20 protein-coding genes are annotated in these 17,018 nt (G+C 67.4%); 10 read left to right on the top strand and 10 right to left on the bottom strand.

All coding sequences use genetic code 11. The features are described 5' to 3' along the window. Window positions 1-12: 12 nt before the first annotated feature. The 3 genes from ACIBG5_RS05415 to ACIBG5_RS05405 all read right to left on the bottom strand — a co-directional run bounded on the left by ACIBG5_RS05415 (window position 13) and on the right by ACIBG5_RS05405 (window position 1,782). Window positions 13-711 (bottom strand): cation diffusion facilitator family transporter, encoded by a 699-nt coding sequence (locus ACIBG5_RS05415; protein ID WP_396390766.1) that lies wholly within the window; start codon window positions 709-711, stop codon window positions 13-15. A gap of 65 nt (window positions 712-776) precedes the next feature. Beyond that, a complete protein-coding gene (locus ACIBG5_RS05410) occupies window positions 777-1,160 on the bottom strand; it encodes an ArsR/SmtB family transcription factor (protein ID WP_396390765.1) in 384 nt (127 codons plus the stop codon). Between the two features lie 61 nt (window positions 1,161-1,221). Further along, the gene (locus ACIBG5_RS05405; RefSeq protein WP_360446106.1) at window positions 1,222-1,782 is read right to left on the bottom strand and encodes a DJ-1/PfpI family protein; all 561 of its coding nucleotides are present in this window, start codon (window positions 1,780-1,782) and stop codon (window positions 1,222-1,224) included. A gap of 205 nt (window positions 1,783-1,987) precedes the next feature. Between ACIBG5_RS05405 and ACIBG5_RS05400 the strand changes: the two genes are divergently transcribed. Genes ACIBG5_RS05400 through ACIBG5_RS05390 form a run of 3 tightly spaced genes read left to right on the top strand, consistent with a single transcriptional unit; the run spans window position 1,988 to window position 4,636 of the window. Further along, the gene (locus ACIBG5_RS05400) at window positions 1,988-2,995 is read left to right on the top strand and encodes an ATP-binding cassette domain-containing protein (RefSeq protein ID WP_396390261.1); all 1,008 of its coding nucleotides are present in this window, start codon (window positions 1,988-1,990) and stop codon (window positions 2,993-2,995) included. After that, window positions 2,995-3,810 (top strand): ABC transporter permease, encoded by an 816-nt coding sequence (locus ACIBG5_RS05395; RefSeq protein ID WP_396390260.1) that lies wholly within the window; start codon window positions 2,995-2,997, stop codon window positions 3,808-3,810. Before ACIBG5_RS05400 ends, ACIBG5_RS05395 begins: the two co-directional genes overlap by 1 nt. Beyond that, window positions 3,803-4,636 (top strand): ABC transporter permease, encoded by an 834-nt coding sequence (locus tag ACIBG5_RS05390; RefSeq protein WP_396390259.1) that lies wholly within the window; start codon window positions 3,803-3,805, stop codon window positions 4,634-4,636. Before ACIBG5_RS05395 ends, ACIBG5_RS05390 begins: the two co-directional genes overlap by 8 nt. Before the next feature lie 433 nt (window positions 4,637-5,069). Here ACIBG5_RS05390 and ACIBG5_RS05385 read toward each other — a convergent pair whose 3' ends face one another. Then, window positions 5,070-5,849, bottom strand: a complete 780-nt coding sequence (locus ACIBG5_RS05385; protein ID WP_396390258.1) for a DUF899 family protein — start codon at window positions 5,847-5,849, stop codon at window positions 5,070-5,072. A 113-nt stretch (window positions 5,850-5,962) separates the two neighbouring features. On the opposite strand from ACIBG5_RS05385, the gene ACIBG5_RS05380 reads away from it, so the two are divergent. After that, complete coding sequence (locus ACIBG5_RS05380; protein ID WP_396390257.1) at window positions 5,963-6,886, top strand: RNA polymerase subunit sigma-70; 924 nt, start codon at window positions 5,963-5,965, stop codon at window positions 6,884-6,886. On the opposite strand, the gene ACIBG5_RS05375 is transcribed toward ACIBG5_RS05380, so the two are convergent. Then, entirely contained in the window at window positions 6,876-7,640 is a 765-nt protein-coding gene (locus ACIBG5_RS05375) for a carbohydrate deacetylase (RefSeq protein ID WP_396390256.1), read from the bottom strand. The genes ACIBG5_RS05380 and ACIBG5_RS05375 overlap by 11 nt on opposite strands. A 304-nt stretch (window positions 7,641-7,944) precedes the next feature. On the opposite strand from ACIBG5_RS05375, the gene ACIBG5_RS05370 reads away from it, so the two are divergent. Both ACIBG5_RS05370 and ACIBG5_RS05365 read left to right on the top strand, forming a co-directional pair. Beyond that, window positions 7,945-8,322, top strand: a complete 378-nt coding sequence (locus tag ACIBG5_RS05370; protein WP_396390255.1) for a PLDc N-terminal domain-containing protein — start codon at window positions 7,945-7,947, stop codon at window positions 8,320-8,322. After that, window positions 8,322-9,038 (top strand): neutral zinc metallopeptidase, encoded by a 717-nt coding sequence (locus tag ACIBG5_RS05365; RefSeq protein ID WP_396390254.1) that lies wholly within the window; start codon window positions 8,322-8,324, stop codon window positions 9,036-9,038. Before ACIBG5_RS05370 ends, ACIBG5_RS05365 begins: the two co-directional genes overlap by 1 nt. 9 nt (window positions 9,039-9,047) lie before the next feature. Here the strand turns inward: ACIBG5_RS05365 and ACIBG5_RS05360 are convergent, their stop codons facing one another. From ACIBG5_RS05360 to ACIBG5_RS05350, 3 genes are all read right to left on the bottom strand, one after another. After that, window positions 9,048-9,875, bottom strand: coding sequence for a YhjD/YihY/BrkB family envelope integrity protein (locus ACIBG5_RS05360; RefSeq protein ID WP_396390253.1), 828 nt, complete (start codon window positions 9,873-9,875; stop codon window positions 9,048-9,050). Window positions 9,876-9,992: 117 nt separating this feature from the next. Beyond that, window positions 9,993-10,799: a class I SAM-dependent methyltransferase gene (locus tag ACIBG5_RS05355; protein ID WP_396390252.1), complete on the bottom strand. Its 807-nt coding sequence runs from the start codon at window positions 10,797-10,799 to the stop codon at window positions 9,993-9,995. Continuing rightward, entirely contained in the window at window positions 10,796-11,770 is a 975-nt protein-coding gene (locus tag ACIBG5_RS05350) for an alpha/beta fold hydrolase (RefSeq protein ID WP_396390251.1), read from the bottom strand. The genes ACIBG5_RS05355 and ACIBG5_RS05350 overlap by 4 nt, the downstream gene beginning before the upstream one ends. Before the next feature lie 90 nt (window positions 11,771-11,860). On the opposite strand from ACIBG5_RS05350, the gene ACIBG5_RS05345 reads away from it, so the two are divergent. Both ACIBG5_RS05345 and ACIBG5_RS05340 read left to right on the top strand, forming a co-directional pair. Further along, the gene (locus ACIBG5_RS05345; RefSeq protein WP_396390764.1) at window positions 11,861-12,466 is read left to right on the top strand and encodes a TetR/AcrR family transcriptional regulator; all 606 of its coding nucleotides are present in this window, start codon (window positions 11,861-11,863) and stop codon (window positions 12,464-12,466) included. 45 nt (window positions 12,467-12,511) lie between these two features. After that, entirely contained in the window at window positions 12,512-12,964 is a 453-nt protein-coding gene (locus ACIBG5_RS05340) for a hypothetical protein (protein WP_396390250.1), read from the top strand. A gap of 1 nt (window position 12,965) precedes the next feature. Here the strand turns inward: ACIBG5_RS05340 and lhgO are convergent, their stop codons facing one another. Continuing rightward, window positions 12,966-14,159 (bottom strand): L-2-hydroxyglutarate oxidase, encoded by a 1,194-nt coding sequence (gene lhgO / locus ACIBG5_RS05335; RefSeq protein WP_396390249.1) that lies wholly within the window; start codon window positions 14,157-14,159, stop codon window positions 12,966-12,968. A 256-nt stretch (window positions 14,160-14,415) separates the two neighbouring features. Between lhgO and ACIBG5_RS05330 the strand changes: the two genes are divergently transcribed. Then, window positions 14,416-14,898 carry a hypothetical protein gene (locus ACIBG5_RS05330; RefSeq protein WP_396390248.1) on the top strand — a complete coding sequence of 161 codons (483 nt, stop codon included), beginning with the start codon at window positions 14,416-14,418 and terminating at the stop codon, window positions 14,896-14,898. Between the two features lie 201 nt (window positions 14,899-15,099). Beyond that, complete coding sequence (locus tag ACIBG5_RS05325) at window positions 15,100-16,707, top strand: hypothetical protein (protein WP_396390247.1); 1,608 nt, start codon at window positions 15,100-15,102, stop codon at window positions 16,705-16,707. Window positions 16,708-16,760: 53 nt separating this feature from the next. On the opposite strand, the gene ACIBG5_RS05320 is transcribed toward ACIBG5_RS05325, so the two are convergent. Then, the gene (locus ACIBG5_RS05320) at window positions 16,761-16,949 is read right to left on the bottom strand and encodes a hypothetical protein (protein WP_131365368.1); all 189 of its coding nucleotides are present in this window, start codon (window positions 16,947-16,949) and stop codon (window positions 16,761-16,763) included. Between the last annotated feature and the right edge of the window lie 69 nt (window positions 16,950-17,018).

Genomic DNA, 17,018 nt, shown 5'->3' with positions numbered 1-17,018 from the left:
AGAGCGATCGGGTCAGTCCTTGCAGCAGTCGTCGGCGCATCCGTCCGTGCATCCGTCACCGGCACTGCCGTCGGCGAGGGGTGCACAGCAGCCTTCGCCGCGCCAGGCTTGGAGACCCTCGCGCACCGCGACGCCGGCGATGACCAGTCCGGCGATCGGATCGGCCCAGCCCCAGCCGAGGGTCGCGTTCAGCACCAGGCCGAGGAGCAGGACGGCGGACAGGTAGGTGCAGAGGAGGGTCTGGGTGGAGTCGGCAACGACTGCGTTCGAGCCGAGGGCCCGGCCGGTACGGCGCTGCGCCCACGACAGCAACGGCATGACGATCAGCGAAGCGATCGCCAACCCGATCCCGACTGGCGAGGTGTCCGGGTCAGCGCCCGTGATCAGCGTCCGGGTCGACTCGAAGCCGACGTACGCCGCGAGTGCGAAGAACGAGAACGCGAGCAGCCGCAACGCCTGACGTTCGCGGGTCTCCGGGAGGTGATGGCGGAACTGCCACAAGATGATCAGTCCGCTGGAAACCTCCACGACCGAGTCGAGCCCGAAGCCGACCAGCGCAACGGAGCCAGCCACGAGGCCCGCGCTGATGGCGACCGCGGCCTCGATCACGTTGTAGGCGACCGACGCACCGGCGAGCAGCTGAGCACGGCGGCCCAGGCGGCGCCGCTCCTCCGGATCACTGGTCCAGGTGCTGGACGGGGCGGTGGTGATCTGCACCGGCTGCACCTGCAACTCCGGCCGACCAGCAGATTCATGGTGCTCTGGATGGTTGTGGCTCATGGCGTGGTGTCCTCGGGCTGCCGTGCTGCCTCGCCGAAGTTCGGGCAGAGTGCGACTGCGTCGCCGGTCAGGCTGAGCAGCCGCTCGGCCGCCGACAGCATCTCGAGCGTCGCCTCAGGATGCGTGAGGCTGAACACCGAAGCCCGCCCCTGCGGGCGGGACTGCACCAGCCCGCAGTCCCGCAAACAAGCCAAATGCTTCGACACCGTCGACTGCGCCAGCCCGAGATGCTCAGTCAGATCCACCACACGATGCTCACCGAGCGCCAGATGCCGCACGATCGCGAGCCGAGACACATCACTGAACCCATTGAAAAGACACGCCGCCACCACCAACGCCCGAGTCTCGTCAACCCCAACATCGACCAAACCAGGTGTCATCGCCATCCAGCGATATTATCGGCTGAGATCCCACAAGGGAACCTCCGCGGGCTTCGGGCAGTCAGGCCGGGGCGTGCTCTTTCAGGATTGTCATGAAAGCTCGCATCCACGCGGGGTGGTCGGGCCAGGCGCGGCCGGAGACTACGTTGCCGTCGACTACCGCGTCGCCGTCGACCCATTCCCCTCCCCCGGCCGTGATGTCGAGTGCAAGCGCCGGGTACGCCGACGTCTTCCGCCCGTTCAACAGGCCGGCAGCCGCCGGGATGAGTGGTCCGTGACAGAGTTGGGCCACAGGCTTCGACTCGCCGTAGAAGTGCTTCACGATCCGCTGGCAGTCGGCGTCGTTGCGGATGTACTCCGGTGCACGCCCACCCGGAATCACCAGCGCGACGTACTCGGCCGGATCCACGTCGGCGAACGCGATATCGGCCTGCCAGGTGTGCCCGGGCTTCTCGGTGTACGTGTCGAACCCGTCCACGAAATCGTGCACCACGAACTGCAACTTCTTCACCGCGGGCGCCGCCACGTGGACGTCGTACCCCTCCTCGAGCAGCCGCTGGTAGGGGTAGAACACCTCCAGGTCTTCGGCGGCATCACCGGTCAGAATCAGCACCTTCGCCATCACGCCATCTCCTTCGCAGCCGGGGCTTCCACTCGTCAGCCTCTGCCTGCCGACCGAAGCAGGTCAAGGGTCGACGACCGCGGCCTGGGCGAGCGCGAAAAGTCGAGTGCCGGGCCGAATCCGAACTGGTATGGTCCGATGACGCCCCGCAGGTCCCGGTGTGCGCGTGCGGAGACCTGCCGTCAGTGGAAGGTTGGATGCGCACGTGATCATCGAGGTCTCCGATCTCACCAAGGACTTCTCACGGCCGGATGTGCGCCCGGGACGCTTCGCGGGCACGCGATCGCTGTTCACCCGGGCCCGCAAAATCACCCGAGCGGTCGACGGGATCAGTTTCCAGATCGACGACGGTGAGTTGATCGGATTTCTCGGTCCGAACGGCGCGGGCAAGTCCACCACGATCAAGATGCTCACCGGCATCCTGGTCCCCACCTCGGGCACCGTCACGGTCGCCGGCCAGGTCCCGTGGCGTGATCGGCGCCGGAACGCACGCACCATCGGCGCCGTCTTCGGGCAGCGGACCCAACTCTGGTACGACCTCCCGTTGCGCAACTCGTTCGAGATCATCCGGGACCTCTACACGATGGACCCGGCGACGTACCGGACCCGGCTCGGGGAGTTCACTGAGCTGCTCGACCTGGACGAGTTCATCGACACCCCGGTGCGGTCGCTCTCGCTCGGTCAGCGGATGCGCGGCGACCTGGTCGCCGCGATGCTGTACGCCCCGCGGATCCTGTACCTCGACGAACCGACGGTCGGACTCGATGTCGTTGCCAAGGGCAAGATCCGGGAGTTCGTCGCGGAGATCAACGCCGGCCGCGGTACGACGGTCATCCTGACCACCCACGACATGGACGACGTCGAGCGGCTCTGCCGGCGGGTGGTGATCATCGACCACGGCAAGATCCTGTACGAGGGCGATGTCGAGATGCTCAAGGCGCAGTACGTCACCAGCCGGGACGTCGTGGTGCACTGCACGGACTTCGACGCCACCACGATCGTGTCCCCGTTCGCGGAGGTGGTCTCGGCCGACACCTTCAAGGCGACGCTGCGGTTCGACCCGGACGCGACGGCCGCACCGAAGGTCGTCCACGACCTCACCTCGCGCTACCCGATCACGGACCTGTCCCTGCTCGAGCCGGACCTCGAGGACGTGATCCGGCAGCTGTACACGGAGCGGACGCCGGTGGCCGCACGCAGTACGGGCGACTGATGCCCGTCGACACACTGAGCACCCGCCTGACCGGGCTTCGCGGCTTCTACCGGGCCGGGTATCAGTCCGTCCTCGCCTACCGCGCGGACCTTCTGTTCGGGATCGTCGGGCTGGTCATCCAGGCCACGCTGACCGTGGTCGTCTGGCGCGTTCTGTTCGTCGGTCACGAGCAGGTCGCCGGAATCGGGAGCGCCACCGCGGTCGCGTACGCCGTTCTGGCAGCCTGTCTTCAGGCCGTCGTCATGCCGTGGCAGTTCTCGTCACTCCCACTGCGAGTCATGCGCGGTCAGATCGGCGTGGACATGATCCGGCCGCGGTCGCTGATCAGCCAGAACCTGGCCCAAGCCGGCGGCACGATGGTCGGCAGACTTCCGCTCGGGGCAGCGGGCCTGGTCACCGGCCTCGCGCTCGGAGCGGTGAAGGCGCCGCACACCGTACCCGACCTGCTGGCCTCGGTCGTGTCGATGGCGCTCGGTGTCGCGAACATCATGACCATCAATCTGCTGGTGTCCATGACCGCGTTCTGGACTCTCGAGATCGGCGGCATCATGATCCTCTACCGGTTCGGGTCCGCGTTCCTGTCCGGCGCCTTGATCCCACCGTGGTTCATGCCGGAGTGGCTGCAACCGATCATCGGCTGGCTTCCGTTCCAGGCGCAGATCTACGCGCCGCTGTCCATCTGGTTCGGGACCAGGCATGGAGCCGACCTGGTCGGCACGCTGGCGCTCCAGCTCGGCTGGGTGGTGGTGCTCTTCCTGCTCCTGCAACTGGTCTGGCGCCGAGCCGTCCGCAAGGTGGTGGTGCTCGGTGGCTGAGCAGGTCACGACCCTGACCGCGGTCCGGGAGGATCTGCGCGCGAGCCGGATCCTGCTGAGGGCCGGCTGGCGGGCGGCGATGAGCTATCGCGTCAGCTTCCTCTCGGCGATCCTCGGCGGGATGGTGCTGCAGGGTACGCAACTGTTGTTCATCGGGGTCCTGCTGGCGAAGTTCAACGTCATCGACGGCTGGCGGTTGAACGACATCGCGTTCCTGTTCGGGATGCGACTGGCCGCGCATGCGTTCTACGTGGTGCCGTTCGGTGCGCTGCTCTCGATCGACCAGGCGATCCAGCAAGGCGATGTCGACCGTTACCTGCTGCGCCCGGCCGGAATCTATCTGCAGGTCGTGACCCGCTACGCACCACTCATGGCCCTCGGCGACGCTCTGCTCGGGTTCGGAGCGCTGGCGGTCTTCGCCCCTCAGGCCTCGGTGGACTGGACGCCGGGAAAGGTGGCGTTCCTGATCGCCGCGCTGGTCGGTGGTGGCCTGGTCGAGACCGGCATGCAAACCTTCCTGGCCGGGCTGTCCTTCCGGATGACGTCCACCATGTCCCTGCGGATCCTCGCCGACGACACCATCACCCGGTTCAGCGGCTATCCGCTGACGATGTTCAGCCGCTGGGGATTCCTGTCCCTCACCTTCATCTTCCCAATGGCGTTCATCGCCTACCTCCCGGCCACCGTGCTCCTCGATCGAACCAACGACCTGCCGATACCTGCCTGGCTGGCGTATCTCTCACCGGCCGGCGGGCTGGTCGTCTTCGCCCTCGGTCTCGCCTTCTTCAACCGGATGATCCGGAGGTACAACAGCCCGGGCAGTTGAGGCCGCCAGGACCCGATTGATCGCACTCGGTCATGGTCAGAGCACGGGCCGTTCGCGTCGCGATTCTCCCTCCTGGAAACGCCTAATTAAGGCTTCCCGCAGACCGTCCGCCGTGCCACTCTGCTGCTGTCGACAGGGCGAGCTGGAGGTGCGCCGAGAGATGAGCCTGGCAAGTCAATCGATGGTCCTTGTCACTGCGATTCGCCTGGCCAATGGTCATGACGATGTGGACGGTGTGACGACCGTCCGATGGGAGGGCAATGCGGGGCCGGAGGAAAGCTCTATCGGCGATCTCGTACTCTGGATCGCCCGGTCACGGGGGCACGCGTACCTCCAATGGCCCAGCGGACAGCGCGGGCCGCGCCTGCACGTGGCCAACCATCCGACGCGACGCTCGGTGCGCAGCGGCCTGACGGCCGACGGCAGCGACGGCCTACTGTCCTTGCCGCGGTTCTGACGCTGGTTGTCCACAGCAATGACCCTCCGGGTCGCCGGCGGATTCGTCCTGCCGTACGGCGCCCGGCCTGGTCCACTGCGGGACGGGACGGCCGTCCTGGGCCCACCAGGTGTAGGTCCGGTACTGCGGCCAGCCCGCCGGTGAGTCCTCCCACTCTTCCTGACGGCCGTACACCGTCAGATCGAGCAGGCGGGCCTGCAGCATGGTCGTCTCGACACCGCGGCCGATCGTCTCACCGGTCAGGAACACCCGATCGCCGATCCTCAAATAGCAGGCGATGTTACCTGGGTCGTCAAGCAGGCCCGGCCCGACGCCGGGGTCTTCGACACCGGCCATGGAGTACCACGGCAGGGTGTAACCCATGAACTCACGGAACGGGGCGATCTCCTCCCACGGTCCCTCGCAGAAGACTGCGAACGACACTCCGCGATGGTTCAGATAGCTGGCGTCGTGGACGTCGAAGATCGACGCGGTGCACCCCTCGCACTGACCTTCGATCCCCTTGCCGGTATGCCACATGTGCTTGTAGGCGATGAGTTGGTCGCGGCCATCGAACACGTCCCCCAACGAGACGGGCCCGCCCTCGCCGACCAGGCTCGCCGACGCGTCGACCTCGGTCATCGGCAGCCGGCGCCGGGCCGCGGCGATCGCGTCGCCCTCCCGGGTGTGGGCCTTCTCGCGGGCGAGCAGCCCCCGGCGTTCGCGGAGGAAGGTCTCCCGGTCGACGATCGGTGGCGTGGCGGTCGCTTCGGTCATGGCGTCGTCCTTTTCGGTTGGTGCTGTCTGAAGGTTGGACGAGCGACCCGCCGAATCGTCATCGCTTTTCTTTCGCCCACTTGGTCGATGGCACCGTTGGTACGGTGAACCGCATGACGAGCGCCGCGGCCGACGACCGGTTCCGGGACGCGTTCGACGAGCACCGGCGCTCGCTGCATGCGCACTGCTACCGGCTCGCAGGCAACGTCGCCGATGCGGACGACCTGGTGCAGGAGACGTTCCTGCGCGCCTGGCGCTCTCGCGCGCAGTACGAGGGCCGGGCGGCGATCCGGACCTGGCTCTACCGGATCTCCACCAACGTCTATCTCGACCACCACAAAGCAGCGGCGCGGCGGACCGTACCGGCAGGCGATCCCCTGGAGTGGTGCACCGATATCGGCCCCTACCCTGACGCCGTGCCGGGCGAGGACCCACAGGCCGACCTGGTGGCGCGGGAGACCGTCGAGCTCGCGCTGATCGCCGCGCTGATGTATCTGCCGCCACGGCAACGGGCGGCGTTCGTCCTTCGGGACGTGTCAGGCTGGACGGCGGCCGAGATCGCCGGGGCCCTCGACCTCGCGGTGCCTGCGGTGAACAGTCTGATCCAGCGCGCCCGGCGGACGATTCGCCGGCACGCTCCGGGCGATCCGCGGCACTGGCGCCGGCCGGCGCTGACCGCCGAGGACGAGGAGATCCTCCGCCGGTACGCGGCAGCGACCGACCCAGCCAGCCTCCGGGAGTTGCTGGCCGACGACGTACGCATCACCATGCCGCCGGACGCACCGGTCATCGGGATCGATGCCGTTGCCGAGTTCCTGACCAGGCCGCTGGACTGGCGAACGTTCCCGTCCGCCGCCAACGGCCGTCCTGCCCTGATCTGCTATCTGCGCAGCCCCGGCAGCGATCAGTACGACGCCATGGTCGTCGACGTCCTCACCATCGAGAACGGCCGGATCGTGGAGAGCAACGCCTTCGTCGGACCGCACCACGTGGCCGCCTTCGGCATGCCACCCGCCGTATCGGCTGTCAGTCGGTGAACGCGTTGCGCATCGACACCAGCTCGATGCCCCGCTCCTCGATCGCCTTGCGGACCTCCGGGTCGGTCACGATCTCCTGGTCCGACAGCCGGTACTCCTCGGCCCACCGGTAGGTGTACGTGCCGGGCGACGTCATCGCCGCGAGTTCCGGATGAGCGGCGGCGCAGTGCGTGACCAACAGGTGTACGCCGGGCGTCAGGCCGGCGATGTGGTCGAGCATCCACGCCTTCTTGCCGTCAGCCTCCCGGTCGCTCAAGGTCACGATCGAGGCGAACCGCTGCGACTCCACCGGGCCGTAGATGAACGGCTTGCCGGCAGCGTTCGAGACCTCGTCGTACGCCGACTCCTGCGCGGACTGCCCCATGTGGACGTCCAGGTAGTCGATCGAAAGCCCTTCCGCGGCGAACTTCGCCACCTGGGCGGACAGCTCGCGGACGGAGTCGGCATGGGTGATCGAAGCCCGCGCCGCGTCGACCGTGCGGAGGAACGTTCCGTCATCACCGACCAGCGACGGTCCGTCGGTCAGCGGCCGCCACCGCAGGAAGTCCCATTCGCAGGTCAGGGTCTGATGCACGCCGAGCGGAATCCCGGACTCACGCGCCAGCGCCGCGGCCTCGGTGAACCAGGGGCACGCAGCCATGGTGGAGGCCTGCGTCAGGATCCCCTCCCGGAACGCCTCCATCGTGCCGACATTGACGGCATGACACATACCGAAGTCGTCACCTTGAACAATGAGCCTGATGTCACCAGCCACGCGCACTCCTCAGATCAGCGGACGAACCCGAGGACGACCGTACCCCCGCACTCAGGACCTCAGTCCACCTGCTGTGGTCAGACGTGTCCGGCCGGGGTGGGTCCGGTTCGGGGTGTGAAGGTCTGGCGAGGAACTCGAGCCTGACCAGCACGGGCGGTGACTTCCTCACCCACGTCGGGTGAGCACGTCGCCGATCCACGGTCCGGACCCGAGCTCATCCATGCCGGGTGATCCCAGACGGCCGCCGGACCGCGACCGTGGTCCCGAGAGGGACTGATCGGCGCGACAGCGAAGGGATGCAGTCATGAGTTTCTGGGACATCATCTGGTTCATCATCGTCACGTTCGCGTTCGTCGCGTACCTGATGGTGCTGTTCCACATCATCACGGACATCTTCCGCGACAAGTCGCTCGCGGGCTGGGCCAAGGCCCTCTGGGTGATCTGTCTGGTCTTCTTCCCGCTACTGACCGCCCTGGTCTACCTGATCGCCCGCGGCAAGGGCATGGCCGAGCGTTCAGCGGCGGCGTGGGGAAGCGCGAAGGCCGCGCAGGACGACTACATCAAGTCGGTCGCCGGGTCCTCGTCGCCGGCCGAGCAGATCAACCAGGCACAGCAACTCCTCACCGCGGGCACGATCACGCAGACGGAGTTCGACACCCTGAAGGCCAAGGCCCTCGCGTAGTGACAGCCGTCGACCCGGTGCTCCGACGCCTCAGGCTCGCTGGATTCGCGACCACCGTCGCGGTCCTGGCGGCCGCCTGCGGCGGGACGACGTCGGCGCCACCTGCCGGTACGACGACCGCGACACCAGAGGCTGCGACTACCGGCACCTCGGCGCCGGTCGATCTCGCTGCCATGCGTGTGGACGAGGAGTCCGCCGTCAAGGCGGTGGACACCTACTGGCGCACGCACTTCTCCGAGCACTTCGACGGCCAGTACAAGAGCCCTCGGGTGGAGGGCAGCTACGTCGGTGCGAACGGACCGTCGTGTGGAGGAGAACCGTCGGTGCCGTTCAACGCGTTCTACTGCGGGCCGGGCGACTTCCTCGCGTGGGACGAGCAGTTGATGGAAGCCGGCTACAGCCAGATCGGGGACGCGTGGATCTACCTGATCATCGCCCACGAGTGGGGCCATGCGATCCAGGCCAGGCTGAACCGGGACCAGGTCTCCGTCCAGGCGGAACTGCAGGCGGACTGCCTGGCCGGCGCCGCGCTCCAGGGCGCGGCGAAGGACGGGCTGATCGAGATCGAGCCCGGCGACAGCGAGGAGCTCGCCCAGACGCTGGCCGCTGTCGCCGACGACTACCCCTGGACCAACGAGAGCGATCACGGCAACGCTCAGGAACGGACGTCGGCCTTCAACACCGGAGTACAAGGAGGAGTGCAGGCCTGCGCCTGAACCGGCCGGTCAGGTACGGCGCTCGTCGTGCTCGGCGAGGGCCGCACTGAGCTGGGCGCCGACGACCGCTGAGCCGACGATCACGAGAGCGAGCACGACCAGCCACGAGATCAACGCGATCGCTACGCCGATCACGCCGTACCGCTCTGTGTTGCGCTCGATCAGGTGCGGTACGTACACGGCGCCCGCCGAGGTGACGACCACCTGAGCTACCGCGCTGACGACGGCGCCAGGGAAGAGCAGGCGCCAGGAGACCCGACGGCTCAGCAGCAGCCAGCTGGCGAGCCACCACCCCGGAACCGCCGTACAGATCTGAGCGATCACGGTGATCAGGAGGCCGACCGGCAGCTCATCAGCCAGACTCGCCAAGTAGCCCAGCAGGATCAGGGCGATGAGCAGGAGGAACGCACCCTCGATGCCGTTGACCGTCCTGCGCAGCCCGCGAGCAGGCAGGTTCCACGCCAGTTCGTAGGTCCGCTGGACCGATCGCGCGAAGCTGCTCGCGGACACCAGGACGGTGATCACGCTCAGGAAGGTCAGACCGCCCGAGTCGCCCGGCGGCCGCCCGAACAGGGACCGCACCGCATCCGCGGACGGGCCGGTCAGCGAGAACCTGTCGATCACCCAGTCACCGACCGCCAGCGAGTCGGAACTGCTGAACCACGTCGCCAGCACGACCAGCAGCGGAATCAGCGCGATGAAGGCCTGCCCCGCCAGCGTCAGCGCCCGGTCGTAGAACCTGATCTCGATCGAGGCGACCACGATCCGCCAGACGACGCTCTGCCGCACGATCCGCACCACCCGCAGCACCAGCGGATGCTCGGCCCACCGGCTCACCACGGGTCCCAGCCCTCACCCATCGCATCGCTCCCCCGGGCACACGCATCACGGACTTACGACGCTAGGCGCGACCGCGGGCGCAGTACTCCTCCCTGACGGGTGAGGACGCGCAGACTAATGGGCTCGGGCGACCGCCTGGATGGCTCGGAGCCGGCCGTCGGACAGACCGTCGGTGAGGTTCTTCACCCGATCGCGGAAGTTGGGGACGAACGCGTGCAGCCCGAGCGGATTGGGTGGAAGTGACTGCATCGCTCGCATCATGGCACCGACTTGCTCGGTCAGATCCGTCCAGTGCTCGACGGTGAATCCGGCCGACTCGATCGCGGCACGCAGGGCTGCCGGCGTGCTCAGATGGGTGTGCTCGGGTACGTCGGCCCACGGCATCGGGTAGTCGAGCCGGCGCTCGTCGCCGGCGGAGATGTCCCACACGGCGAGCTGACCGCCGGTCCTCAGAACGCGCCTCGCCTCCTGATAGAGGCGGTCCTTGGCGGCCACGTTCATCTGGACGTGCTGGCTGAACACGACGTCGAACGACGACTCGTCGAAAGGCAGCGCGGTCACGTCCCCCTGCCGTACGACGATCCGATCGTCCAGGCCGACGAGACCGTTGAGCCAGCGGGCGGTGTCGCAGTACTCCTCGGACAGGTCGACCGCCGTCACCGCGCAGCCGAAACCGGCAGCGAGGTAGCGTGCGGTTCCTCCGATGCCTGTGCCGGCGTCCAGCACCTCACTGTCCGGCGTGAGGTCGACCAGGTCCACAAGCTGGACGGTCACGAGTCGGCCGCCGGTGTGGTAATCCTCGAGCAGCGCGAGATCGGCTGCCTGGAGCCCGTCCAGGTCTTTGCCAGCAGCAACGAGGGCCTGCTCGATGGCGGCCCGGGACTTGCCGGTCACGTACTGGGCCGGAAGTGCGTCTGTCATGCCTCCTCCACTCCGTGACCCGACGCGATGCCGGCGATCGCGGCGGCCAGGAGGTCCGGGTGTTCGCTGGTGGTCAGGTGGCCGCCCGGGAAGCTGATGATCCGGGCTTCGGGCACCCTTTCCCGAGTGGCCGTGATCTGCCGGTGCTCGTAGGGGTCTTCGGTGCTGCCTCCGACGTACAAGGGCACTGTGCCGTTCAGTTCTCGGGCGATTGCGGCGAAGTCCCAGCGCGCCGCGTTGCGGCGGTGTTCCTTGACGAAGCCGGCACCGTCGTGGAGGAACATCGCTCCGTCGCGGCGGACCACTGCCGACCAGAGTTCCTTGAGTTCGGTCTCGGTCGGGTCGTAGTCGCGGGAGTACATGCGGGCCTGCCTCCAGCCCCGGACGAACGACGCGAACGAGCGTTGCAAACTCCGCGCTCCGAGGGCACCGAGCGGAGACCGGAGCATCGGAGTGCCCTGCCACGGGTGCGTATGCGCGTCGGCGAACAAGCCGCCGTTCACCATGAAGACCGCGGCGATCTCCGGCCCGGTCCGGCGGCGCAGGAGTTCCAGAAGCGTCAGCGAACTGTAGTCGAAAGTGACCACGACGGTACGACGCACGCCGTGGTGCCGCCACAAGGCGCCGACGAGATCGGCCCGTCCGACCGTGGAATGCGGGTAGCGCTTGGGCTTGTCCGAATCCCCCTGCCCGACGGGGTCGACGTACAGGCGTGGACCGACGCCGGCGGGGAGCAGACGATCCACCTGCGCCCAGCCGTACGAACCGTCCGGGAATCCCGGCAGCATCGTCAGCCACACGGCATCCCCAGCTGTGGGCGTCGCGCGCTCGAAGACTTTCAGCACGCCGGGTCTGGTGGCGGCCTCGTCATCGGTCAGTACACGTGCGGACTCGGCGTCGTACCAGATCCGTCGGCCGCCTACGAACCATGCGTCCGCGGTCACCCACGGCGTGTCGGTCGTCGTCTCCATGTGGGGTCCTCCCTGGAATTGATGTGGACACCGTCCACATTAGCTCGGTTTGGTGGACAGTGTCCACATTGATAACCTGAGCTGGTGAGCATCGGCGAGGAAGCACCACGGTCGCGGCGGCGCCCGCGAGGCGACGTACGCGCCGGCTTGGTCGCCGCCGGGGTCGAGCTGGCTCGCACGGGCGGTCCTGACGCGGTCGTACTGCGCGAAGCGACCCGGATCGTCGGCGTCGTACCCAACGCCGCCTACCGGCACTTCGCCGACCGCGACGAGCTACTCGCCGAGGTCTGCACCGTGGCCATGAACGAGCTGGCCGACCGCATGGCCGCGGATATTGCTCGCGTCCGCGGCAAGCGCGGGAACCCCGGTGCGGCCCAACGCAGGCTGGGCGCGATCGGGACGGCGTACCTGCGGTTCGCGCATGAAGAGCCCGGGCTGTTCGCCACCGCGTTCGCTGTGCCGCAACAGCACGGCTATAACGACCGCACTCCGCTGGGCCTGCTGCGGGACGCGCTGGACGAGCTGGTGGAGGCCGGCGTCCTCGATCCGCAGCGACGCGAGGGCATCGAATACCCCATCTGGTCCATCGTGCACGGAACGGCCGTACTCACCGGCCAAGGCCCACTCCGCGATGCCCCCGATCTCCGCCAGATCGAAAGCCTCAGCCTGGCCTTCATCGCCAACAGCCTCACGTAACGACCGCGTTAGGCTGGCTTGGCCGACGTCGATCTGGAGGCCGTGATGGATGCTGATGCCAAGCAGCGCGTCAAGGATGCGCTGATCGCTCAGGCCGAGGCGGGGCTCCGGTCGTCGCGGGCGAGTGTGGCGGAGCACGACTCCGCCGCAATGCTGGACTCCGACGCGGCGGATTCGGTCGACGACCTGTCCCAGTCCGGCGAGGCCGCTGACCTGGGCGGGCTGCTCGACGACGTCGAGGCTCGGCAGAAGCGGATCCTGACCCACATCAAGGCGCTCGACTTCGGGATCAAGACGGCCGTGGCGCCAGGCGCACTCGTCGGCTTCGACGGGGAACGGTACGTCGTCGGTGTGGTGGCTGAAGCGTTCGAATGCGACGGCGTCACGTACGAGGGGCTCTCCTCCGACTCACCGATCTACGCGTCGCTCAAGGGTCTGGGGCTCGGCGACACGTTCAGCTTCGGCAGCCGCGAACACCACGTCGACTTCCTCGCGTGACTCAAGCTCGGCGGCCGCAGAGCTCCTGGGCGATGTGTTCACCGATCGGCAGGCAGGCCGTGGCGGCTGGGGACGGCGCGTTGAGGACATGCAGTGTCCGGCCGTCATGGAGGTACAGGAAGTCGTCGACGAGTTGCCCCTGCTTCGTCACCGCCTGAGCACGGACGCCCGAGCCTGCCCGCCGTACGTCTGCCACCTGCAAGTCGGGCAACATCCGCTGCGCGGCGCGGACCAATGCCTTGCCGGTGAGTGAGCGCAGAAATTCCTGTGCCCCGGTCTTGCCGTATCGCCGCGCGAGTCGCCAGGAGCCTCGGTAGGTCAACGACTCCCACAGGTCCTTCGGCACGATCTTCGACCAGCGGTAACCCTCCCGAGCCAGCGCCGGTACGGCGTTCGGCCCGATGTGCACCGTGTCGTCGATCCCGCGGGTCAAGTGCACTCCCAGGAACGGCAGATCCGGGTCGGGCACCGGATACACGAGTCCCTTCACCAGATAGTCACGCTCCGGCACGATCTCGCTGTACTCACCGCGGAACGGCAGGATCCGCACGCCCGGCTCGAGGCCCGAGGCCCGAGCGAGCCGATCACTGTGCAGACCGGCACAGACCGCGACCCGATCCGCCTCGATCACCTCGTCCGTCGTCTGCACCCGCACCACCGAGCCGGCACTCTGGACCGAGGTGACCGTCACGCCCGTGCGGATCTCGCCACCCTCCGCCCGAACGTCGTCGGCCAGCGCACGCGACACCAGCTTGAAGTCCACGCGCCCGGTCGAATCGACCGCCAGCGCACCTCTCACGCGCAGGTGCGGTTCACGCTCCCTGACCTCGTCGAGGCTCAGCCGCCGTACCGGCACGCCGTTCTCATGCCCCCGATCAAAGAGCCGGTCGAGCTGCACCATCTCGGCCTCGGTCGTGGCGACCACGAGCTTCCCGGGGACATCCACCGGAATCTCCTTGGCCTCGCAGAACTCCCGCAGCGCCGCCCCACCGGCCACCGCCAGCCGCGCCTTGAGCGATCCAGGCTTGTAGTACAACCCCGAGTGAATGATGCCCGAGTTGTGTCCGGTCTGGTGGGCCGCAACCGCGGACTCCTTCTCCAGCACGACAACCGGCGTACCCGGATCCAGCCGCTGCAAAGCCCGCGCCACCGCGAGCCCCACAACACCCCCACCAACCACCACCGCCGACCCCATCAGGCCTCCCGTACCTAGACGTCCCCCCGGACAAGTTACCGGTGCGGCCCGAGCTCGAGCCTCTCCGCACAAAAGAACCGCCGGACCACCCCCGAGATACATCCCATCCGCGGTACCTACGCCTGCCGCTCGTCCCGGGTGTCCGCCGGGTCTCATCCAGGTGGGGTGAGGCGCTGGCCGGGCGTGGAGGGAGAGCATCCAGGTGCGGCCCGCTGCTGGTTGCGGCCGGCGGACGCAGCGAGAGGAGAGGGCAGACATGGCTGAGGGTGGTGGGAAGAAACTCGCCGGCTTCGTGGTTTTCGCCGGCGCGTTGCTCATGGTGGAGGGCCTGATCAATGTGGTCCACGGGCTCACCGCTCTGCTCTCCGACGAGCGGCTGGGGATGCACCAGGAAAGGCTCGTCATCGTGAACGTGACCGCCTGGGGATGGGTGGTCCTGATCTCCGGGCTGCTCCTCATCCCCATCGGCGGCGCCCTGCTGACAGGAGCCTCCTGGTCCCGGATCGCCGGGATCGTGGTCGTCAGCCTGCACGCGGTGACGCAGATCGCGTGGCTCAGCGCCTATCCCGTCTGGGCGGTGCTGATGCTCGCGCTGGACGTCATCGTCCTGTACGCCCTGACCGCCAAGTGGTCCGAGGTGCAAGACAGCCTGGGCGGCGTAGGCGACGCCCCCTGGAGCGCGATGGAAGGCCCCGAATACTCACAGGCCGATCGCGGCCCAGCCCCTCCCCACGTCTGACAGCCCCGGCCGCTCAGACGAGCGCACCCGCCGGCCCGGACGCAGGCTGGCGGGTGACATCTGCGCACAGGCGCCCGGCGAGCGTCGGTGTTCGCCGCCGGCCCCCACGTTCGAAGCGTAGCCCCGCGTTCTCGGCGAGTCGTTGACAAGTGTCCGGGTGCGGATCAGTGTCTGAAGAAGGCTGCTCCAGGGGGAAACACCATGCCAGCTTCAGGGGAGATTTCTGTTGCGGACAGCGCTCCGAAGGAAGTCAAGGATCGCTCGAAGAAAGAGGCGAGGACGCCGCAGTTCGACGCGACTGTCGGCGTTCCTGCTATCAAGGTGCCGAAGCGGAGTGGGACGCCCAAGCATCGGCTGGTGGCGATCGGGGATTCGCTGACGCACGGGTTCCAGAGTGGGGCGGTGTTCAACACCGACATCTCCTATCCGGCCATCATCGCCTACGAGCTCGGGTGGCTCGACAAGTTCCGCTATCCGCGTTATCCCGGGTACGGCGGCCTGCCGTTGAACATGGAGCTTCTTCTCCGTGAGTTGGCGGACCGCTTCGGCGCCGAGCTGAACCTTTTCGAAGTTCCGCTGGCGCTGTTCGCGGCCAGGTCGTGGATGGGCAAGCTCGAGGACTACTACGAACGTGGCGACGGCAGCCACGTGCCGATGACCACCGGGTACAACCACGCCTTGGCCGTGTACGGCTGGGATCTGCGCGACGCGCTCGAGAAGACCTATGACACCTGCGCCGCACGGATCGGCTCGCCCCGCGACGATCTGATTCACCAGATCGTCCAGAACCACAACGATCGGGCCGCCCTGTCCGTCTATCCGAATGGGTCGGACGACGATCGGAAGCTGACTCTCTTCCAAGCCGCGGCCAAGCTGGGAGACGAGAAGGAGGATGCCGAGTGCGGCATCGAGACTCTGATCGTCTTTCTGGGCGCCAACAACGCGCTGAAATGCGTGACCCAACTGCGCGTCGGCTGGAGCGGTGACGACTACCGTGAGCTCGGCAAGAAGGAGCAGTACACGGTCTGGCAGCCAACTCATTTCGCCGCCGAGTTCGCGGAGATCGTCGACGAGATCAAGAAGATCAACGCCCGGCACGTCATCCTCTGCACTGTCCCGCATGTGACGATCCCGCCGATCAGCCGGGGCATCGGCACCAAGATCCAGCCGGGTTCGCGGTACTTCCCGCACTACACCAGACCGTGGATACGCGACGAGGACTTCGACCCGCGCCAGGACAAGTCCATCACCGGCCCGGAAGCGTTCGCGGTGGATGTCGCGATCGACATGTTCAACCAGACCATCGAGGACGCCGTACGCGCTGCCCGTAAGGGGAACCCGGCACGCGACTGGTACCTGCTGGACGCCGCCGGCCTGCTCGACCGGATGGCTTCGCGCCGCTTCATCACCGATCCCAACGCGCGACCGGACTGGTGGACGCCGTACCCACTGCCGCCCGCTCTGAAAGCGCTTCAACCCGTCGTCGACTCGCGGTACCTCGCCAGTGACGGGCGAGGCGGACGTGCCGCCGGCGGCCTCTTCTCACTCGACGGCGTCCATCCGACCACGGTCGCCTACGGCATCCTCGCCCAGGAAACGATCAACATCCTCCGCGTCGCCGGCGTCCCCTTCACCACTCCGAACGGCACGCCGCGCCCGGACCCCGTCAACGTCGACTTCGACCGCCTGATCCGCCTCGACACCCTGGTCCAACGCCCACCCGGGAACGTCACCCCAACCCTCGACATCCTCAGCTGGGCCGACGAGAAACTCGACTGGGCCAAGCGAGCCCTCACCTTCCTCAGCTGAACCGCAAGAAGCGCCTTCCGTCACCAACCGCTCTGGATCGGCCGGGCGTCGGGTCAGAGTTCGCCGCCCAGGGCGTTGGCGAGGCCGTCTCGGGTGAGGCCGAGGCGGTTCAGCATCTCTGCGTCCGCGTCGTTGTCGGGGTCGAACTGATCTGGCAACTGGTCTGCGACCGACTCGGCGACATCGGGTCCGTAGGCGCGGCGAATGATCGCGATGGCCTCGGCCTTCGTGAGAACCGCCATGATTCCTACCTTTCAAGGGCTTGGGCGCGATCGCCCGCCGTTGGCTCCTGGCAGAGCTGTTCACGTCAG

The organism is Kribbella sp. NPDC050241, from assembly GCF_044459685.1.
Lineage (GTDB): Bacteria > Actinomycetota > Actinomycetes > Propionibacteriales > Kribbellaceae > Kribbella.
Note: the sequence above shows the minus strand (reverse complement) of the source record. Positions and strands in the feature narration are given on the sequence as shown.